Below are 19,596 nucleotides of genomic sequence, written 5' to 3'. Positions count from 1 at the left end.
CCGCACGGGCGGGCCTGCGGTCCGCAGCCCGTAATCTGCGATCTGCGGAGAGTCTCGCAGCCTCTCGGCGCTCAGCGCTCGATGCCCGGCGTCGAGCGCTCGGCGGGCGAAAGGGTCGGGCACTCGGCGCGCGAAAGGGCTGAGCGCTCGGCGCGCGACAGGAAGGACGCGAGCAAGGCCCTCTTGTCCGGCTTGCCGCCCGGCGTCACGGGCACCTCCCGCACCACGGCGACCGTGGCCGGAACGCTCCCCTCGCCCAGTTCGGCCGCGACGTGCGCGCGGAGCGCGGCGAGGTCCGGGGCGCGCCCCGCGACGGGGACGACGAAGGCGTACGCGGCCTCGCCCGTACGCTCGTCGGGCGCCCCGGCCACATACGCCTGGTCGACGTCGGGGTGGCCGGCCAGGCACTGCTCGATGGCCCCGGCGTAGTGGAGCACGGCGTTGACGATGACCACGTCCCGGCTGCGCCCGGTCAGCCGCAGCAAGCCGTCCTCGTCCAGCCGCCCGAGATCGTGGGTGCGTATCCAGCCGTCCCGCAGTACCTCCCTGGACTGCTCCTCGTCCTGCCAGTAACCGGACATGGCGTTTTCCGTGCGGGCCCAGATCTCGCCGGTCCCCCCGGCGGTCAGCGGGCGGCCCTCGGGGTCGCGGACGCTGATCTCGACGCTGTCCAGGGGGCGGCCGACGGAGGTCAGGGCGCGGGCCTCGCGCGGCAGGCCGGCCAGTTCGCCGGGGGTGAGGAGGGTGAGCATGCCGGTCTCGGTCTGCCCGTACGCGTGGTGGACCGCGGGGCCCAGCCGCTCGACGGCCTCGGCGAGCCGGTGCGGGGCCAGCGGGGAGCCCGCCACCAGTAGGGCGCGCAGGCTGCCGGTGTCGACGCGCTCGGTGCGCAGGGTGTCGAGGACGTGGTGCAGCCGGGGGACGGTCAGCAGGCAGGCGGTGATGCGGTACCGCTCGAAGACCTGCGGGAATTCCAGTGGGGCGGCGGGGATGACGGCGGTGCCGCCGCTGAGCAGGCTGAGCGCCAGATGCTCGAAGAGCACGGCGCTGGTGAGGGTGCCGAAGAGCAGATAGCGGGAGTAGCCCGCGGCCAGTTCGGCGGTGCGCGCGGTCCAGCGGGCGGGCTGCCACGCCCAGTGCCGGGTGAGGCTCCGATAGGTCTGCGCGCAGCCCTTGGGGCGGCCGGTGCTGCCGCTGGTGAGGTTGATCAGCGCGATGTCGTCGGGGCGTCCGAGCGCGGTGAGCCCGTCCGGCGTGAGGGGGCCGGTGCCGGTATCCAGCAGGTCGGGGCCGAGGCGGAGCCGGGTGATGTCACGTGCCGCCGGGGGGAGTCGGAGGCTGTCCGTGCTCTCGTCGGTGACTACGGCCCCGGCGTCGCCGGTCAGCGCGTGAGCCAGCTGAGGCGGTGTCAGTCCTGGCGGCAGGCCCGTCACCCGGCAGCCCAGTAAGTGGGCCGCGATGCGCAGCGCGAACGCCTCGGGGGTGACGCCGGTCGCCAGGGCGACGGGGCGGCCGGGCCCCAGGCCGGCGGCCCGCAGCCCGTGGACGCACCGGCCGATCGACTCCAGTACCTCCCCGCGGGGGACCGGGCGCGAACGGTATTCGAAGGCCGGGATGTCCGGCCGGGCGCGGAAAGCGTCGATGAGGGGCTGCGGGAAAGGGGATTCGGTCGAAAGATCCACTCTGTTTCCGCTCCGGAGGGTGCGAATGGCTGGAATACGCCGTGATCCGACCGGCCCGATGGGGTGGGATCGGGTCGGCCCAATGAGGCGGTGAGGCCGCCCACAAGCTATCGCCAAGAACCATCATGACTACCGGGAGGCTGTGTGATATAGGTCACAAAAACGCGGTCTGGTGTCGTTCTTTAACTATCAAGTACTGTCGTTCTCCTCTCCCCGCCGAACAGGAGAAAACAATGGCCACGGAAGAATCGGTCGACTACCTCATTGTCGGCGGCGGCCCCGCCGGACTGCAGGCCGGATATTTCCTGGGGCAAGCGGGGCGAAGTTATCTCATCGTGGAATCCGGTACCGCTCCGGGTACGTTCTTCACGCGCTTCCCCCGGCACCGCAAGCTCATATCCATCAACAAGGTGCACACCAGCTGGGACGACCCCGAACTCAGACTGCGCACCGACTGGAACTCCCTCCTCAGCGACGAGGGCGCCCCGCTATTCACGACCTACACCGAGCGCTATTTCCCGGCCGCCGACGACCTGGTCCGCTACCTCGCCGACTTCGCCGCCATCCACCGGCTGCGCGTCCGCTACGGCACCCGCGTCGCCGAGATCACCCGCCCCGGCGACTTCGTCGCCCGCGCCGAGGACGGCAGCGTCTACCGCGCCAAGCGGCTGATCATGGCGACCGGCTACACCCGCCCGTACGTGCCGGACATCGAGGGCGTCGACACGGTGGAGCGCTACGACGAGGTCACCACGGACGCCGCGGACTTCACCGGCTCCCGCGTCCTCATCATCGGCCGCGGCAACTCCGCCTTCGAGACCGCGGACCACCTCACGGAGAAGGCCGCGGTCATCCACGTGGCGGGCCCCGGCTCACTGAAGCTCGCCTGGCAGACCCACTTCGTCGGCCATCTCCGAGCTGTCAACAACAACTTTCTGGACACGTACCAGCTGAAATCGGAGAACGCGGTGCTGGACGGCCGCATTGTGCGTATACAGCGGCACGCCGACTCCTCCTACACCGTGGCGGTCGCCTTCGCCCGGGTGAACGAGGTCGTCAAGGAGATACGTTACGACCGGGTGATCCTGGCCACCGGATTCCGCTTCGACGCCTCCCTTTTCGCCCCGGAGTGCCGTCCGGAAATGGTCATCAACGACAGGTTCCCCGCACAGGACGACGCCTGGGAATCGACGAACGTACCCGACCTGTACTTCGCCGGAACCATCACACAGGCACGCGACTTCAAGAAATCCACCAGCGGATTCATTCACGGCTTCCGGTACAACGTCCGGGCCCTGCACCGCATCCTCGAACAGCGCTATCACCAACGCCCCTGGCCCACCCGCGCCCTGGCCGGTACGCCCGAGGCGGCCACCGACGCCGTGATCGCGCGGGTCAACCGCACCTCCGCGCTGTGGCAGCTCTTCGGCTTCCTCGCCGACGCCGTACTCGTCGGCCCGGACGGCGCCCTGCGCTACTGCGAGGAAGTCCCCCTCGACCACTTGCACCGGGCCGTCGCCGACGGCCGCTTCGGCGACGTCGACGGCTATGCCGCCATCACCCTCGAATACGGCGCCGGCCACGACCTGATCAATCCGTTCGACATCTCGGCGGGCCGCGGCGCGCAGCAGGGCGCCGGCGGACTCGACGGCCGCTACCTGCACCCCGTCGTCCGCTTCTACCGCGCCGGCGCCGACGGCGAGCCGACCGGCGAACACCACCTCTCCGAGAACCTGGAGAACGAGTGGGACAGCGAGGACGGGCACCGTGCCCCACTGCTCCGCTTCCTGCGCACCCGGCTCGACGACCGCCTCCCGGCCCCCCGGCCGTGATACCCACCCTGTCGGACCTGCGCGAACAGGCGCGCAAGCGTCTCGCCCCCGCGCACTACGACTTCTTCGCCGGAGGCGCCGCCGACGAGCGGGCCGCGGACGAGAACGAACGGGCCTTCCACCGCCTCGCCCTGCTGCCCCGCGTGCTCCGCGGAGCGGCGCACCGGGACATCCGCCTGACGCTCCTCGGCGACCGGCTCACCATGCCCGTCTTCGTCTCGCCCACCGCCTTCCACCGCCTCGCCCATCCCGAGGGCGAACGCGCCACCGCCCGCGCCACGGCGGCGGCCGGCACCGTCCTGGTCACCGGCGTGGCCTCGACGGTGCCGGTGGCGGAGGTCACCGCCGCCGCCCGGGCCGTACGCGCCGACGCCCCCGTCTGGTTCCAGCTCTACCTCGACCCCGAACCCGACGTCACCCGCGCCCTCGCCGACCGGGCGGAACAGGCGGGCTGCACGGCCCTCGTCGTCACCGCCGACTCGCCGGTCCTCGGCCGCCGCGAACGCGACGCCCGCAACGGATTCCACGACCTGCCGCCGGGGATCGCGGCCGAGAACATGCGCCACCTGCCCGGCGCCGACGGCGACCGCCCCCGCGACATCGCCATGTCACCCGCACTCTCCTGGGACCACCTGCGCCGACTGCGCGCGCACACCTCGCTGCCGGTCGTCCTCAAAGGCGTACTCCACCCCGAGGACGCCCGGATCGCCGTCGCCGAGGGCGTGGACGCGCTGCTCGTCTCCAACCACGGCGGCCGCCAGCTCGACGCGGCCCCCGCCGCCGTCGAAGCACTGCCCCGCATCGCGGCCGCCGTCGCCGGACGCGTGCCCGTACTGCTGGACGGCGGCGTCCGCAGGGGCTCCGACGCGGCGATCGCCCTGGCCCTCGGCGCCACGGCCGTCGGCGTGGGCCGCCCCGTGCTGTGGGGCCTCGCGGCGGACGGCGAACGCGGCGTCACGCACGTACTGGAGCTGCTGCGCGCCGAGTTCGACCACGTACTGGCGCTGTGCGGCGGCAGCCGGACAGCGGACCTCACCCCCGACCTCGTCACCGCCCGCGGCCGGTTCGACGACCCGCGACCGTGCGGCCCGGCGACGGGAGCGGACACATGACGGCCCGTCGCGGCCGGCGCGCGGCGGCCGGCGCACTGGCCGCCGCCTCCGTCCTGACCATGCCCTACTGGCTCCCCGGCCTCGTCGTCACCGCGCGGATGAAGCTCTTCGCCAAGGTCAACGGGGACGAGGGAATCGCCTTCCCCAACGCGACCGTGGGAGCCGACCGGTTCCAGGAGATCTACTCCCACCCCGCCGCGGGCGGCCGGAGCCGCGGCGCCGCCCTCTCCGACCTCTTCTGGTACTGGCTCGCCCCCGGCGCCGAGGTGCACCAGGAACACCTGGAGAACGGCCCGCGCTACGACGAGGTCGCCCGCACCACCCTGGCCGTCCTCTCCGGTCCCGGCGAGGACCTGGCGGACGCCGCCGCGCGCAGCGCCGCGCACGTCCTCGACACGACGGTCACCGGCCGCGCCGCGCTCGTCCGGCTCCGCGACCTCATGATGCCCGTGTGGGCGGAGTTCTTCTACGGACTCGTCTTCCGCGAACCATGCCCGGCGCACGCCCGGGAGCTCATCGTGGCCAACGCCGAGGACGTCGTGAACTCCCTGAAATGCACCCGGCCGCGCCATCTGCGCCGCCGTGCCCGCCTCACCCGCTATCTGCGCCGCCGGATCGCCGCCGGTGAGGTGCCGCACCGCCTGCCGTCGAGCCTGACACCGGCGGAACAGGCCCACTACCTCCAGGGCACGTTCTTCAACACGGCCGTGGTGCAGATGTCCGAAGCCATGGCGCACCTCCTGCTCGTGCTCGCCCAGCACCCCGACACCCAGGACGCCCTGGCCGCGGCCCCGGCGGACGACCGCCACTTCTCCAACGTCCTTAACGAGACCCTGCGGCTGTACCCGCTGTTCGGGGTGGCCCACCGCATCAGCACCGACGACATCGCCCTCGGCGGCGGAGAGGTGCTCCCCGCCGGCTCGGTGCTGTGCTTCAACTACCCCGAGTACCACGCCACCGGATACCCCGACCCGCAGACCTTCGACCCCGGCCGCTGGGACCGGCTCGCGGCCCGGCAGGCGCACCACATCCCGTTCGGCGTCGCGGCCAACCGCCCTTGCCCAGCCTGGCGGATCGCCCCCCTGGCGATGCGCGCCGCGACCCGCGAGGTGCTGGACCGGTTCACGCTCGACTCGCCGGTCTCGCACACCCGGTCCATCCCGCACCGCGCCCCCTGCCTGCTGGTCCGCCGCGAACAGCCGCTGCCGCGCCGGCGGCTGTCGGCCGTACGGGCCTTCCTGCGCCTGCGGGACCGGTGGGAGGACGTGGGGCGCGGCTGGGCCCAGCTCGTCCTCGGCGCCTGGATGGTCCTCGACGCCCGCCGACTCCGCCCGGCGGAACGGTACTTCGCCGCCCACGACACCGAGGGGCGCCCACTGGCCGACGCCCCGGCGTCCGAGCGCTGCCCGTACCGCGGGCGCGCGAACTGACCCGCGCTCCACCGCACGCGCCGACGACGCTCGCGTCCCCGTGTCCCCGTGTCCCCGTGTCCCCGTGTTCCCGCTCCGCCGAGCCGAAGGGCGCACCACGATGTCCACCACCGAGCTGGGCCCCGCCTTCTTCCTGGCCGCCGTCGTCATCCTGCTCACCTGCCGCGTCGTCGCCCGCGTCCTGCGCGCGCTGGGACAGCCGCCCGTCGTGGGCGAGATGGTCGCCGGCGTGGTCCTCGGCCCCTCGGCGCTCGGGCTGCTGGCCCCCGGCGTCGAGGAGGCGCTCTTCCCCCAGGAACTGCGGCCGATACTGTACGTCGCCGGGCAGATCGGCCTGGTGGTCTTCATGTTCCAGACCGGCTACGAGTTCCGCACCGACCGGATACGGGCCGTGGCGCGGCCGGCCGCGGCGATCTCGACGGCCGGCATCCTCGTGCCGCTGGCCCTCGGCATCGGGCTGACCTTCGCCACGCACGACGCGGTCGACGTCTTCCCGGCGGACATACCGATCGGGGTGTCCGCCCTGTTCGTCGGCGTCACCGTCGCCATCACCGCGTTCCCGATGCTGGCCCGCATCATCTCCGAACGCGGCCTGGTCGGCACCCGGTTCGGGTCCCTGTCCCTGGCCAGCGGGGCGCTGGACGACGCGGTGGCCTGGGTGCTGCTCGCCGCCGTGCTGGGCCTGGCGGGCGACGGCGCGGGCCCCGTGGCCATCGCCGTCGGGGGCGCCCTGGGCCTGGTCGCGGTGCTCGCCATGCTGGTCCGCGAGAGCGGGCGGGCGGCGGCCCTCGTCGAGCGGCGCTCGGACGACGACCTGCTGCTCATCACCGTGATCGTGCTGTTCGTCGCCGCCTGGTACACCGACCGGATCGGGCTCTACGCGGTCTTCGGCGCGTTCAGCCTGGGCGTCGTCTTCCCGCGCTCCGAACGGGTGGACCGGACCGTGGAGGCCGTCGCACCGGTCAGCCGGATCGTCTTCCTGCCGCTGTTCTTCACCTACTCGGGCCTCAACACCGACTTCGCCCTGCTGGCCGACCCGGCGCTGCTGCTCTTCGCCGCCGCCTGCGTCGCCGTGTCCGTACTGGGCAAACTCGGCGCCTGCTGGCTGGCGGCCCGCATGGTGGGGGAGACGCCGGGGGTCGCGCTGCGGGTCGGCACCCTGATGAACGCGCGCGGGCTGATGCAGCTCATCGCGATCAACATCGGGCTCGCGGCGGGCATCGTGACGCCCTCGATGTTCGCGGTGCTGGTCGTCGTCGCCCTGGTGACGACGGTGATGGCGACCCCGCTGATGAGCCTGTGGGACCGGCTCGACGCGCGGCGGGCCGCCCGCGCCCCGGACCCCGAGGATCAGCGGCCGCTGACCGTTACCGGCGACGTTACGGGCCCCAGATAGACCCAGCGCCCCTCGTCCCGTACGAAGCGGCTGTCCTCGTGCTGGGCGTCCGCGCGCCCCCGCACGCTGAAGTGGGCCCGGAACTCGACGGTGCCTTCGGTGTGGAAGGCGCTGCCGCCCGTCGTGCCGAGGATGTCGAGCCGGGTCCACCGCTGCTCCGGGTCGAACTCCAGGCCGCTCGGCCGCGTCGTCGGGTGCCAGCTGCGCAGCAGATAGGCGGCGTCCCGGACGGCGAACGCGCTGTACCGGGACCGCATGAGCCGCTCCGCCGTGGCCGCCTCCCGCTGTCCGCCGTGGAGGGCGCCGCAGCAGTCGCGGTAGGAGGAGTCGAGCCCGCAGGGGCACGGCGAGCCGGGGTCGATCGCCGGTTGCCGGCGCGCACTGTTTCTGGACACCCCTCGATTGTGACGGCTGTGCGGCGGGCGCCGGCCCCGGGGGTGGGCGGCCGGCGGCTCCGGCTGCCGGGTGCCGCCGGCCCCGACACGCTCGATGCCATGCCTCGATATATATCGGAAGGCAGGATATGGTGGGGTGCATGGCTTCGAGAGGCATGACGCAAGCGGCGTTCTTCATCCTCACCGCGCTCGTCGACGAGCCCCGGCACGGCTACGGCATCGTGCGGGAGGTCGAGGAGCTGTCCGACGGAGAGGTTCAGCTCCGTGTCGGGACGCTGTACGGAGTGCTGGACCGGCTGGCGGCGGACGGGCTCATCGAGCTGGACCGCGAGGAAGTGCAGCGGGGACGGCTGCGCCGGTACTACCGGCTGACCGACGAGGGCGAGGCCGCGCTCTCCGCCGAGGCGGAGCGGATGGCGGCCGGAGCCCGTACGGCCGCACGTCGGATAGCGGACCGCCGCCGCCCGGCCGCCGAACCGCCCGCCGCCGTACGTCCCGTCCGCCCCGAAATCGCGGGAGGCAGTGCATGACCACTCTCCTCGAACAGCGCTACCGCACCGTTCTGCGACTGCTCCCCGCCTACTACCGCGCCGAGCGCGAGGAGGAGATGGTCGAGACCTACCTCCACGGCATCGACGAGCACGACCAGGACGAAATGCGACCGGCCTGGGGCGAGGTGGCGAGCGTCGCCGCCCTCGCGGTCCGCAGCCGGATGGGCGGCGCCGGAGCCCCGGCCCGCTACGCGGCGGCCGGTTCGGCGGTGCGGCTCTTCGCGCTGCTGGGCGTGGCCCTGCACGCCGCCTCCGAGCTGACCGAACGGGCCCTGTCCCTCGCCTGGTTCCACGGCGCCGCCTCCGCCGACCGGGAGATCTACCTCGACCCATTCACCCACCACGGCGCGTGGGAGAACGCGCGCTCCGCCGCGCTCTGGCTGCTCCCGCTCCTGTGGGCGGCGGCGTACGCGGCGCTCGTCCGGGACCGCCGGATGGCGGCGTCGGTGTTCGCCGCCGTCGCGGCCCTGCCCTCGCTGATGTTCGTCGTGGACTGGGCCACCGGCAGGGCGCTGGGCCCGGTGTCCGCGCTCTCCGTCGTCACGGCGGCCTTCGCCTGGCTGACGGTCCTCGCCCTGTGCTGCGGCTTCCACTCCGACGCGCCGCCGGCCCGGCTCCCGCTGGGCACCCCCGGTCTGGTCCTGCTGGGCACCTGCGTCCTGATGGGCGCGGCCAGTGTGGCCTGGAGGGGCGGTGCGGACGTGGTGTGGGGCGACGGCTGGGCGTTCACCGCGGCGGCCGTCGCCTGGCTGATCGCCGCGCTCCGGTCGCCGAAGCGCGGTACGGGCCGCGCGGCGGACCCCGCGCTTCCGCTCGCCCTCGCCGGGCTGGGCCTCGCCGTCCTGGCCGTACGCGCCTGCATGCTCGCGCTGTGGGCCGACTCCCACGCCCCCGACACGCTCCTGCTCGGCATCGGCGCACAGGCGGTCGTGCTCGTTCTCCTGGTGACGTCCCTGGCCGTGGCCGGCTCCCGCAACTTGGTGGCACGGTCGCGGACCGAATGAGATGGCCGAAGGGCCTTACCGCCAAGGCGAGTTGACGGTCCGCCATCAGTCGCGATGGGCTGATGGCGAACCGTCGACCACGGTCCGGCCGCCGTTACCCGGCCGGACGCACCATCGAGGCGAGCACGGTCCGCCAGTCCTCGCCCGGCCGCTCCCGCAGCGGCGCCGCCAGCCGGTCGGCCCGGTAGCGCCAGCGGTGGTCCAGGTCCTTGTCGGCCCGGGGCGCGTAGCGGATCTCGCTGCCACCGCCGAGCAGCCGGGCCAGCTCGGCGGCCAGCTCCGGCCACCCCACATGGCCGCCCACCGCGTTGGCGACGCCGAGCACCGGCTCGTCGACGCACACGGCCAGCGCGCGGGCCAGCCCCGCGGCGTGCACCCACGGCGCTCCGTACCAGGAGTGCTCGCCCGACGGCGACGGGTCGGGGAGCACCAGCGGCTCCCCTGCCAGCGCCGACTGGTACAGCGTGCCCGTCGCGCCCCACCGCAGCTGGTCACGGAGCCGGGCGTGCGCGCCCCAGACGATGGGGGAGCGGACCGCGCTCGCCCCGCCGCGCCCCTCGGTGCCCGCGGCCCGCAGCAGCATCCGCTCGCAATCGAGCTTCGCCTGCCCGTACGGGCTCAGCGGACCCTCGCTGGGGCCGCCCTCGGCCACCTCGGCGGCGGCCGGCTGCCCGTAGGCGTCCACACTGCTGACGAAGACGAACGTGCCGCTCCGCCAGGAGTCCACCAGGGTGCGCATGGCCGCGACGTCCACCTCGGGCCGGGTGAACGTGCACGCGGAGTGGATGACGCCGGACACGCCCTCCGCCGCCGCCCGCAAGCTGTCCAGGTCGGACAGGTCGCCCTCCACGACCTCCACCCCGTCGCCGGTCACCTGATGGGCCGACTCGGGGCGGGCCAGGGCGCGCACGGGGCGTCCGCGCGCGGCCAGTTCGCGCAGTACGAACGCGCCCACGCCGCCGGTCCCGCCGGTGACCAGGACCGTGCCCTCGCGGGCCCGGCCCCGCCGTGCGGGCGCGGCGGCGGGGGCCGCGGCGCGGCGCTCGGCCTCCCGGCCGTCCAGCAGCACGGCGAGCGCCCGGGGGGTCCGCTGCTCCATGATGTCGAGCCCGGTCATCGGCAGCCGCAGCAGGCCGCGCAGCCGCTCCGCGAGCTGAACCGCCATCAGGGAATGGCCGCCGAGGACGAAGAAGTCATCGTCCGGTTGCGGGCGTTGGCCGAGCAGCTCCGCGAACGCGTCGAGCACGGCACGGGCGCGGGGCCCTTGGTCCGCGTCCGGTACGGCCGGCGGGGGCGCACCCGGCAGCCGGGTGCGGTCCGCCGCGCCGTCGGCGGTGCGCGGCAACGCGTCGAGCAGCATCACCGCCGCTGGGACCGACGGCGCGTCGAGCCGCGATCGTACGTACGCGCGCAGTTGTACGGGGGACGGGCCGCCGATGGCGCGCAGCACCGCGTACGCCAGAGGCGGCTCGTCCCCGAGGTCCACGACGGCGGCCTCGGCCACGTCGGGGTGGCCTGTCAGACAGACCTCGGCGGGGTGCCGCTCGCGGGTCCGCAGTTCCCTCGGGGAAACGGTCTGGTCCTTATGGCCCGTCAGGAGTTCGCCGGGCAGCTGTGACAAGGGGCGGTCGGGCTCGGTGGCCACGGCCTCCAGCAACTGGGCGAAGGAGCGCAGCAGCCGCGCGCCCGATTCCTCGTCGAGAGCCGAGACGCCGTGCTGGAGAAGGCACTTGGGCGCTTCGGTGTCCTCGATGAGGAACGAGAGGTCGAACTTGGCGGAGCCCGGGTCCACCTCGACCGGCTCGGCCTCGGTGCCGGGCAGCCGCAGGGCGGTCGCCTCACGTACGACGTCGGCCGTGACCCCTATCAGCGGTGCCCCGTCCCGGCCCCGGGCCGCCGCGCCGAGCCGCTCGACGATCAGGTCGAAGGGGACGTCGCGCCGGTCCTGCGCCTCCAGCAGTGCGTCCCGCACCCGACCGAGCAGCACCTCGAAGCCGGGGTCGCCCGAGGCGTCGACCCGGATGGGAAGGGTATTGACGCAGAGCCCGACGAGCCCGCGCATGGCCGACCCCTCGCGGTGCGTGCTCGCGCAGCCGATGACCAGGTCCCGCTCGCCCGTGGCGCGGTGCAGGGCGGCGAACGCGGCGGTGAGCGCCACCGTGAACAGCGTGGCCCGGTGGCGCTGCCCGATCCTCCGCAGCCCCTCCAGCACCGTCGGTGAGAGGGCAGCGGTGTGCGTACGGCCGAGCCGCTTGCGCCCGGTGCGGTCCGCAGGCGCGGCCTGCGATCCGGCTGCGGCCGATGCGGAGTCGGCAGGCGATGCGGAGTCGGCCGGTGATGCGGTGGCGGCGGGCGGCGCGGAGGCGGGCCGGGGCAGGGGTACGGGCCGTGCCCCGGCGAGCCGCGCGGCCCAGTGCTCCAGCCCCTCGGACAGCCTGTCGCCGCCCGACTGCTCCCGGCGCGCGAAGCCGGTGTACTGCGGCGCCGCCGCCAGGGCCGGGGCGCCCCCGTCGCGGGCCGCCGCGTAGAGCGTGCCGAGTTCGGTTGCGATCGTCTCCAGCGATTCACCGTCCACCGCGATGTGATGCAGCGTCACCATCACCGTGTGGTCCCGCGGCCCGTGCCGCAGGACGAGCGCGCGCAGGACGGGCCCCGCCGCGAGATCGAACGGGCGGCGCGCCTCCGACAGCAGCAGCTCCTGGCCGTCGTCCGCGACGTCGACCACCGGTACGGACACCGGGGACGGGGCGGTGACGTCCTGCCAGGGCTCGCCGTCCCGCTGCCGGTACCGGGTGCGCAGCACCTCGTGGCGGGCGACGAGCGCGGACAGCGCCGTGCCGAAGGCGTCGACGTCGAGCGGGCCGCGCACCCGGGTGGCGAACGGCACGCTGTACAGCGCGCCGTCCTGGCCGAGGCGGTCCATCAGCCACATGCGGCGCTGGGCGTACGAGAGCGGCGCGGGCCCGGCGTCCGCCGCGGCGGCCTCGGGGGCGCGCTCTGCGCGGTCCGCCGCCCCGCGCGAGCGGGATCGGTCGCGGGCGAGGCGCAGCAGCTCCTCCTGGCGCCTCGCGGAGGCGCGCTCGCGGTCAGTGTCGGTTGCCATCGGTGTCCTCCTGGGACGCGTCGTGGTCGGGCCCGTCGTGCGCGTCGAGCAGCGCCCGCTCGATGAGCGCGGCGTGTCCGGCCACGGTGGGAGTGGCGAAGAACTCGGTGAGGGACAGCTCCACCCCGAGGTCCTCACGCAGGTCGTCGACCACGGCGAGCGCGAGGAGGGAGTGTCCGCCGAGCGCGAAGAAGTCGACGTCGGGGTTGCTGACCTCGCGCCCGAGGGACTGGGCCCAGGTGTCGGCCACGGCCTGCTGAATCGGCGTCAGTCCGGCGCCCGCGGCGGGAGAGCCGGGCGCCGACTGGGCGGCGACCTCCGGCAGTTCGGTGAGGGCGCGGCGGTCGACCTTGCCGGAGACGGTGAGCGGAAGCCGCTCCACGACCGTCCACTCGTCCGGCACCAGATGGGCCGGCAGCCGCTCCGCGAGCCGGGCGCGCAGCGTCTCGCCCCTGGGCACCGGCCCCGGCGCGGGGACGACGAACGCGGCCAGCCGCGCGTCGTCGGGCGTCGGGCGGCGCACGGCGACCGCTGCGGCGTCCACCTCCGGCTGCTCCCGCAGCGCGTGCTCGATCTCGCCGGGCTCGATGCGGAACCCGCGGACCTTGACCTGGTCGTCCGCGCGGCCGCGGAAGTCGAGGACGCCGTCCGGGCGGCGCGAGACGAGGTCCCCGGTGCGGTAGAGGCGCCCGTGCCGCGGGTGGTCGACGAAGTGCTCCGCGGTCAGGGCGGGCTTCTTGAGGTAGCCCCGCGCCAGCCGCGGGCCGCCGATCCACAGCTCACCGCGTTCCCCGTCCGGCACGGGCTCCCCGGCGCCGTCCAGGACGTGCGCGGTGGCGCCCGCGATGGGCCGGCCGATGGGCGGCGGCGCATCGCAGTCCGCGTCGGTCACGGTGTGCGCGGTGGCGAAGGTGGTGGTCTCCGTCGGACCGTAGCCGTTGACCAACTCCAGCCACGGGAAGGCCCGCAGGACCTCGCGGGCGGACTGGGCGGCCAGCGCCTCGCCCCCGACGACCACCGTGCGCAGCACGCCGAAGAGCCGTGAGCGCCGCGCCGCCAGCTGGTGGAAGAGCGCGGTGGTGAAGAAGCCCACGGTCGCGCCGTGCCGCTCGACCTCCTGCGCCAGCTCCTCCAGGGACGGACGCTCCGCGGCGCAGACCGCCACCGACGCACCGCAGGCGAGCGCGGTCCACACCTCGAAGGTGGAGGCGTCGAACGTACCGGGGGAGTGGAACAGCACCCGGTCGCGCGGGGTGACGGTGACATACGAGGGGTCGGTCACCAGGCCCGCGATGCCGCGGTGCGTGATGGCGACGCCCTTGGGGTGACCGGTCGAGCCCGACGTGAACATCACGAAGGCCGTGGCGTCGGGGTCGTACGGGGCGCGGGTCGGCGGTGTCCCCGCCGCGCCCTCGCCGCGCTCCGCGCCGTCGGCGGTCAGGGCCAGCGCCCGGTCGGCGGAGATGCCGGCACGCTCCAGCAGCTTCTTGTCACCGACCGTCAGTACGGCCTCCGCGTCCGCCAGCATCGCGGCGGTACGCGGTCGGGGGTGGGCCGGGTCCAGCGGCACGCAGGTCGCGCCCGCCCACCACACGGCGAGCTGCGTGACGACGGTACGCGCGGAGCGCTCCGTGAGCAGCGCGACCGCGTCGCCGGGACGCACCCCGCGATCGTGCAGCGATGCGGCCAACCGCTCGGCACCGGCGACGAGCTGTCTGTACGTCAGTCTGGTGTCGCCGTCCGTGACGGCGAGCGCCGAAGGGCTGTGCTCCGCATGGCGGGCCATCAGGGCGGGCAGACCCCCCGGCTGTTCGGGCGTGCTGGACGCCGGGGTGTCGGCGGACACGGGCGCTTCCTTTCCGGGAGCGAGAGCCTTCGAGAACTCGGTGGTCGACGTCATGTCAGCGCACCCCGCCGGCTGCCAGGCGCTTGTCCACCAGGGCGGCCACGGCGCGCAGATCGGGCTGGCGCAGCACTTCCGGCGCGCGCAGCCGCACGCCGACGGCGTCCTGGATCGCGGCCAGCAGCCGGGCGGCGGTGAGCGACTGGCCCCCGGCCTCGGTGAAGTTGTCGTCGAGAGTGATGGCCGGGCCGGCGAGCAGATCACGGCAGAGCCGCAGCACCAGCACCTCGCTCGCGCTGCCCGACAGCTCGCCGGGGCCCGCGGCCCCGGCGTCGGCCGCCGGTCCTTGCGCGGCCGGTTCCTCCTCGGCGGCGAGGAGCGCGGCCCGGTCCACCTTGCCGTTGGCGTCGAGCGGGTACCCGTCCACCAGGCGCACCTCGCTCGGCACCGCCTGCTCGGGGAGCCATGCCCGTACCTCGCTCAGCAGCTCCCGGGCGGTGGGCGACGCGCCGGGCGCGGGCAGCACGAACGCCACGAGCCGGGCGGTGCCCGACGGTGAGCGCCGGACGGCGACCACGGTCCGGCGCACCCGCGCGTCGTGCTCGAACGCCGCCTCGACCTCAGCGGGCTCGACGCGTACGCCGCTCACCTTGACCTGGTCGTCGAGGCGGCCGAGGAACTCCAACTCCCCGTCGGCGCGCATCCGCACCCGGTCGCCGGTGCGGTAGACCCGCTCCACTCCGGTCAGGGCGTGCGGCGCGGAGACGAAGCGCCGCGCGGTCAGCTCCTCGTCCAGATAGCCCAGCGCCAGGCACTCGCCCCCGACCAGCAGCTCGCCGGCCTCGCCCCGGGGCACGATCCCGCCCCGCTCGTCGGTGACGCAGACGACCGCGCCCGCCACCGGACGTCCGATCGCCGGGGGCGCGTCCAACGCACCGCCGAGCGGCTCCCCGCGCATGGCGTGCGCGGTGCAGACCACCGTGGCCTCGGCCGGACCGTACGCGTTGTGGATGGTCGCGGTGACATCGGCGCCCGGATGGCGGCGCAACCGGTCGCCGCCCGCATAGATATGACGCACCTTCAGCCCCTGGGGCCAGGGACGGTCCAGCAGCGGTTCGATCATCGGCGTGGACGACACCACCACCGTGACGCCCGCCTCCCGCCACCAGTCGGCGAGCGCCCCCGGGTCCCAGCGCACCTCGTCCGGAGCCACCGCGAGGGCCGCGCCGCAGGTCAGGGCGGACCACAGCTCCAGAAGGTGCGGGTCGAAGGCGATGCCCACACTCAGGCTGTGCCGGTCTTGGGCGGTCAGGCCGGTGCGCTCGCGGTGCCAGCGCAGCAGCGCGCCGAGCGAACGCTGAGCCACGGCGACGGCCTTGGGCGTTCCCGTGGAGCCGGAGGTGAGCACCGCGTAGAACGTGCCGGGAGGGGCCGTACGGGCGTCGGCGGCCGGGGGCAGGAAGGCGGCGACGGCCGTGGCGACCGCGTTCACGCCCTCCGCGGGGACCGGCAGCGGCAGGTGCTCCGCCGCGCGGTGGCCCGGCGGCAGCAGCTCGGGCGCGCCGATCACCGACACCACGCGCAGCCCCTCTGCCACGGCGGCGAGCCGCCGCTCGCCCGGCCGGGGCCCCAGCGGAAGGTACACGGCCCCCAGCCGGGCCAGTGCGACGGCGACGGCCACCAGCGCGGCGGACCGGTCCAGGCAGACCGCGACGATGTCACCGGGACCGACCCGCCCGCGCAGGGCGTCGGCGACCGCGTCGGCCGCCGCGTCCAACTCGGCGTACGTCCAGCGGTGTTCGCCGTCCAGGACCGCGGGTGCGTCAGGGCTGCTGCGCACCCAGGTCTCGTACCAGGACAGCACGGTCTCACCGGCGGCCGGGGCTTCTGGCAGCGGACCGCCGCGCAGCACGCTCGGCGCGGGCGCGTCGCCCCGGGAAGCGCGGTCGTCGAGGGGCAGGGGGGCTGACTCGGTGATCTCGGTCATATCGACTCCGAAGGCGCGGCCGTCGTGCCGACGGCGGTCAAGGCGCGGGCCTGGTCGGCCAGCACCGGGTTCTGGAACAGCAGCCGCAGGGGCGGCCGGTCGCCGAGGTGCGGCTCCAGCCACGCGGCGAGCCGGGCGGCGAGCAGCGAGTGCCCGCCGATCTGGAAGAAGTGCGACGAGCCCGTGAAGCGCTCGTGGCCGAGCACCTCGCGCCAGCCCTCGGCGAGCAGCGCGACGCCCGGGTCCTCGAAGGCCGCGGGCTCCGGCGCCGCCTCCTCGGCCGGCCGGGCCTGCGGCAGCGCGGCGGCTATCCGCGCCAGCCCGGCCCGGTCCGGCTTGCCGCCGGACAGCGTCGGCATGGCGTCGAGCCGCACCCAGCGGCCCGGCACCAGCGCGGCGGGCAGCCGCTCGGTCAGCGCGGTGTGCAGCGCCCGCTGATCCGGCTCGTCCGCCGACTCCAGGAAGCCGACCAGGCGCGGCCCGCCGGTGGACGCGCGGTCCAGGACGACGGCGCAGGAACGGCCGCCGAGGACGGCGGAGGCCGCGGCCTCGATCTCCTCCAGCTCGATGCGGTAGCCGCGCAGCTTGACCTGGTTGTCGCGGCGGCCCAGGAACCGCAGCCGCCCCGCCAGATCGCGGTAGCCGAGGTCACCGGTGAGGTACGCCCGTACGCCGCCGAGTGAGTCCGGCGTCACGAACCGGGCCGCCGTCGCCTCCTCGTTGCCGACATACCCCTCGGCCAGCCCGACGCCGCTGATGGCCAGCTCGCCGACGGCTCCGGCGGGCAGCGGACGCAGCCCGCCGTCCAGTACGTGCACCCGCTCGCCGGGCAGCTCGGCGCCGAGCGGGATCTCCGCGCCGTCCGCCAGGTCCTCGGCGGTGATCTCGTGGACGGTCGTGCTGATCGCGGCCTCGGTGACCCCGTACACATTGAGCACGGCGGCGTCGGTGACCCCGAGCAGCCCGCGCATCGCGTCGGCGGGAATACGCTCACCGCCGAGCGCGATCAGCCGCGGGGCCCAGCGGCCTTCGCCGAGCGCCGCGCACAACTCCTCGCGCGTGGCGAGGAAGTAACTGGTCGGCAGGTTGGCGACGCTCACCCGGGCGGCGGCCAGCAGGTCGATCAGCTCGGCGCCGGTCGGCACCTCCCGCTCCGGCACCACCAGACACGCCCCGGCGTGCAGCGACGGCAGCACCTCCTCCAGCGACACGTCGAAGGAGGGCTGGGCGAAGAGCAGCGCCCGGTCGCCGGGGGTGAGCCCGAACCGTTCGGCCGTGCCCGTCATGTGCCGGGCCAGCGCCTCCCGGCCCACCGCGACGGGCTTGGGGATGCCGGTGGAACCGGAGGTGTGGATGATGTACGCCGCGCCCTCCACGACCCGCGCCGCGGCGGCGCGCGGGAAGTCCGGGCCGTCCACGAGGGCGAGCGGCAGACCGTCGGCGGGCAGCGTCGCCGCGCCGTCGGCGGTGGCCAGCACCAGGGCCGGGCCGAGTCGGCCGAGCAGCAACTCCAGCCGCGAAGCAGGGTCGTTGGGGGACAGCGGGCAGTACACCGCGCCGGTCCGCAGACACGCCAGCAGCGCCACGACGGACTCCATGCCGCGCGGAAGCACCGCGGCGACCGGCTGTCCGGCGGCCACGCCCGCGCCGCGCAACCGCTCGGCGAGCCGGTCCACCCGCTCATCGAGATCGCCGTACGTCACCTGACGTGCGCCGATGAGCAGGGCGGGCAGCGACGGGTCATTGCGCGCGGCGGGGTCCAGCGCGAGGGCGTCCTCGCCGAGCGCGGCGCAGCCTTGCGCCGGCGCCTCCTCGACGGCCGGCGCCAGCGAGGCGAGCTTCGCGTCCGGCGCGTCGAGATACGACCGCACCAGGCCCAGGAAGCGCTCCGCGAGCAGCCGCGCCACGTCGTCGCCGAACAGGTCGGCGTCGTAGTCCCACACCAGCGTCATCCCGGCCGCCCCGTGCCGCGGCCCCACCCCGCGCCGGTCGTCGGGCAGCAGCACGAGGTCGAGGTCGAAGCGCGTGGTGCCGGTGTTGAACCCCTCGAACAGGGACACCTCCAGCCCTGGCGTCTCCGTCTCCGGCAGCGCCGCGTCATGGGCGCTGAACATCACGTTGAACAGCGGGTTGTCCGCGCCGGAGGTGTGCATGCCCAGCGCGTGGGTCAGCTCCTGCACCGGTACTTCCTGATGCGGCAGGGACCGGATCAGCGCGTCGGTGACCTCATCCATCGTCTCCTCGGCGCCCGCCTCCGGGTCCAGCCGCAGCCGCAGCGGGATGGTGTTCACGAACATCCCGACGGTCTCCTCGAAGCCCCGCGGCCGGTTGCCCACCGCGGTCCCGACGACCATCTCCGCACGCCCGCTGTGCCGTCGCAGCAGCTCCGCGAAGAGCCCGAGCAGCACCGAGAACGGCGTGTACCCCTGGGCCCGGGCGTGCCCGCGCAGCCGCTCGGCGAGATCCGCGCCAATGGACTGGCGCAGCTGCCCGCCCCGGTGGCGGCGGTGCGCGCCGGGCCGGGTGAGCCCGGGCAGCGGCAGGTCGAAGGACGCGCCGGCCAGCTCGTCCCGCCAGTACGCGAGGGAGCGGGCGCGCTCCTCGCCGCCGGCCGCGTCGGCGACGGCGCGGGCGTGCTCCTCGTACGAGCGTACGGGCCCCAACTCCGGCCGCTCGCCCAGCACTCGGGCACGGTAGACGCCGAAGATGTCGCTCAGGATGATCGCGAACGAGTGCCCGTCGTGCACCAGGTGGTGCTCGACGTGGACCAGCCGGTGGTGGTCGTCGGCCAGCCGCGCCAGCGTCCAGCGCAGCAGCGGCGCCTGGTAGGTGTCCAGGGGCCGCTCGGCCTCGGCGCGCACCAGCTCCAGGAACGCGGCCTCCGGGTCCGGCTCCCCGGAGAGGTCGACGGTGCGGTAGCGCGGGGCGCACCCGTCGGCGACCCGCTGGCCGGGCACGCCGCCGGGGACGGCGACGAGCTCCAACCGCAGGCCGGGATGCCGGTCGAGGGTCGCGGCGAGGCCGGCGCGCAGCGCGTCCTCGTCCAGCGTGCCCCACAGGTCGAGCGAGGCGGTGAAGTTGTACGCGCGGCTTCCTGGCAGCACCTGTTCGTGCAGCCAGACGATCTCCTGTGAGGAGGAGAGGGTGAACATCGGCAATTCCCAAGGGTTGTCGGGGTCGTCGGTCCCGGTGCGGAGCGGGCACACCGCGCCGCGCCACGGGTCGCGTGGCGCGGCGGGCATGCCTGGGACAGCGGGCACG

At 74.5% G+C, this 19,596-nt stretch carries 12 protein-coding genes; 6 read left to right on the top strand and 6 right to left on the bottom strand.

From position 1 onward, the window contains the following. Positions 1-71: 71 nt before the first annotated feature. The gene (locus AC07AB_RS04780; RefSeq protein ID WP_478560062.1) at positions 72-1,682 is read right to left on the bottom strand and encodes a class I adenylate-forming enzyme family protein; all 1,611 of its coding nucleotides are present in this window, start codon (positions 1,680-1,682) and stop codon (positions 72-74) included. Between the two features lie 233 nt (positions 1,683-1,915). Between AC07AB_RS04780 and AC07AB_RS04775 the strand changes: the two genes are divergently transcribed. The 4 genes from AC07AB_RS04775 (at position 1,916) to AC07AB_RS04760 (ending at position 7,452) form a co-directional block, all read left to right on the top strand. Then, the gene (locus tag AC07AB_RS04775) at positions 1,916-3,514 is read left to right on the top strand and encodes an NAD(P)-binding domain-containing protein (RefSeq protein WP_478560060.1); all 1,599 of its coding nucleotides are present in this window, start codon (positions 1,916-1,918) and stop codon (positions 3,512-3,514) included. Continuing rightward, entirely contained in the window at positions 3,511-4,626 is a 1,116-nt protein-coding gene (locus AC07AB_RS04770; RefSeq protein ID WP_478560058.1) for an alpha-hydroxy acid oxidase, read from the top strand. The genes AC07AB_RS04775 and AC07AB_RS04770 overlap by 4 nt, the downstream gene beginning before the upstream one ends. Then, on the top strand, positions 4,623-6,056 hold the full coding sequence (locus AC07AB_RS04765; protein ID WP_478560056.1) for a cytochrome P450: 1,434 nt from the start codon (positions 4,623-4,625) through the stop codon (positions 6,054-6,056). Before AC07AB_RS04770 ends, AC07AB_RS04765 begins: the two co-directional genes overlap by 4 nt. A gap of 100 nt (positions 6,057-6,156) precedes the next feature. Then, the gene (locus AC07AB_RS04760; protein WP_478560054.1) at positions 6,157-7,452 is read left to right on the top strand and encodes a cation:proton antiporter; all 1,296 of its coding nucleotides are present in this window, start codon (positions 6,157-6,159) and stop codon (positions 7,450-7,452) included. Here the strand turns inward: AC07AB_RS04760 and AC07AB_RS04755 are convergent. Further along, complete coding sequence (locus AC07AB_RS04755) at positions 7,407-7,847, bottom strand: YchJ family protein (RefSeq protein WP_478560052.1); 441 nt, start codon at positions 7,845-7,847, stop codon at positions 7,407-7,409. The genes AC07AB_RS04760 and AC07AB_RS04755 overlap by 46 nt on opposite strands. 155 nt (positions 7,848-8,002) lie before the next feature. On the opposite strand from AC07AB_RS04755, the gene AC07AB_RS04750 reads away from it, so the two are divergent. Both AC07AB_RS04750 and AC07AB_RS04745 read left to right on the top strand, forming a co-directional pair. Beyond that, the gene (locus AC07AB_RS04750) at positions 8,003-8,377 is read left to right on the top strand and encodes a PadR family transcriptional regulator (RefSeq protein WP_478561532.1); all 375 of its coding nucleotides are present in this window, start codon (positions 8,003-8,005) and stop codon (positions 8,375-8,377) included. Continuing rightward, positions 8,374-9,402 (top strand): hypothetical protein, encoded by a 1,029-nt coding sequence (locus tag AC07AB_RS04745; protein ID WP_478560049.1) that lies wholly within the window; start codon positions 8,374-8,376, stop codon positions 9,400-9,402. The genes AC07AB_RS04750 and AC07AB_RS04745 overlap by 4 nt, the downstream gene beginning before the upstream one ends. A gap of 94 nt (positions 9,403-9,496) precedes the next feature. On the opposite strand, the gene AC07AB_RS04740 is transcribed toward AC07AB_RS04745, so the two are convergent. From AC07AB_RS04740 to AC07AB_RS04725, 4 genes are read right to left on the bottom strand one after another with little or no spacing between them, the layout of a single operon-like run. Further along, the gene (locus tag AC07AB_RS04740) at positions 9,497-12,505 is read right to left on the bottom strand and encodes a condensation domain-containing protein (protein WP_478560046.1); all 3,009 of its coding nucleotides are present in this window, start codon (positions 12,503-12,505) and stop codon (positions 9,497-9,499) included. Next, positions 12,489-14,405 (bottom strand): amino acid adenylation domain-containing protein, encoded by a 1,917-nt coding sequence (locus AC07AB_RS04735; protein WP_478560043.1) that lies wholly within the window; start codon positions 14,403-14,405, stop codon positions 12,489-12,491. Before AC07AB_RS04735 ends, AC07AB_RS04740 begins: the two co-directional genes overlap by 17 nt. 1 nt (position 14,406) lies before the next feature. Further along, positions 14,407-16,335, bottom strand: a complete 1,929-nt coding sequence (locus AC07AB_RS04730) for a non-ribosomal peptide synthetase (protein WP_478560040.1) — start codon at positions 16,333-16,335, stop codon at positions 14,407-14,409. Continuing rightward, complete coding sequence (locus tag AC07AB_RS04725; RefSeq protein WP_478561529.1) at positions 16,332-19,487, bottom strand: non-ribosomal peptide synthetase; 3,156 nt, start codon at positions 19,485-19,487, stop codon at positions 16,332-16,334. Before AC07AB_RS04725 ends, AC07AB_RS04730 begins: the two co-directional genes overlap by 4 nt. Positions 19,488-19,596 lie beyond the last annotated feature (109 nt).

The sequence above is a fragment of the Streptomyces sp. NPDC044033 genome, assembly GCF_056434425.1.
Note: the sequence above shows the minus strand (reverse complement) of the source record. Positions and strands in the feature narration are given on the sequence as shown.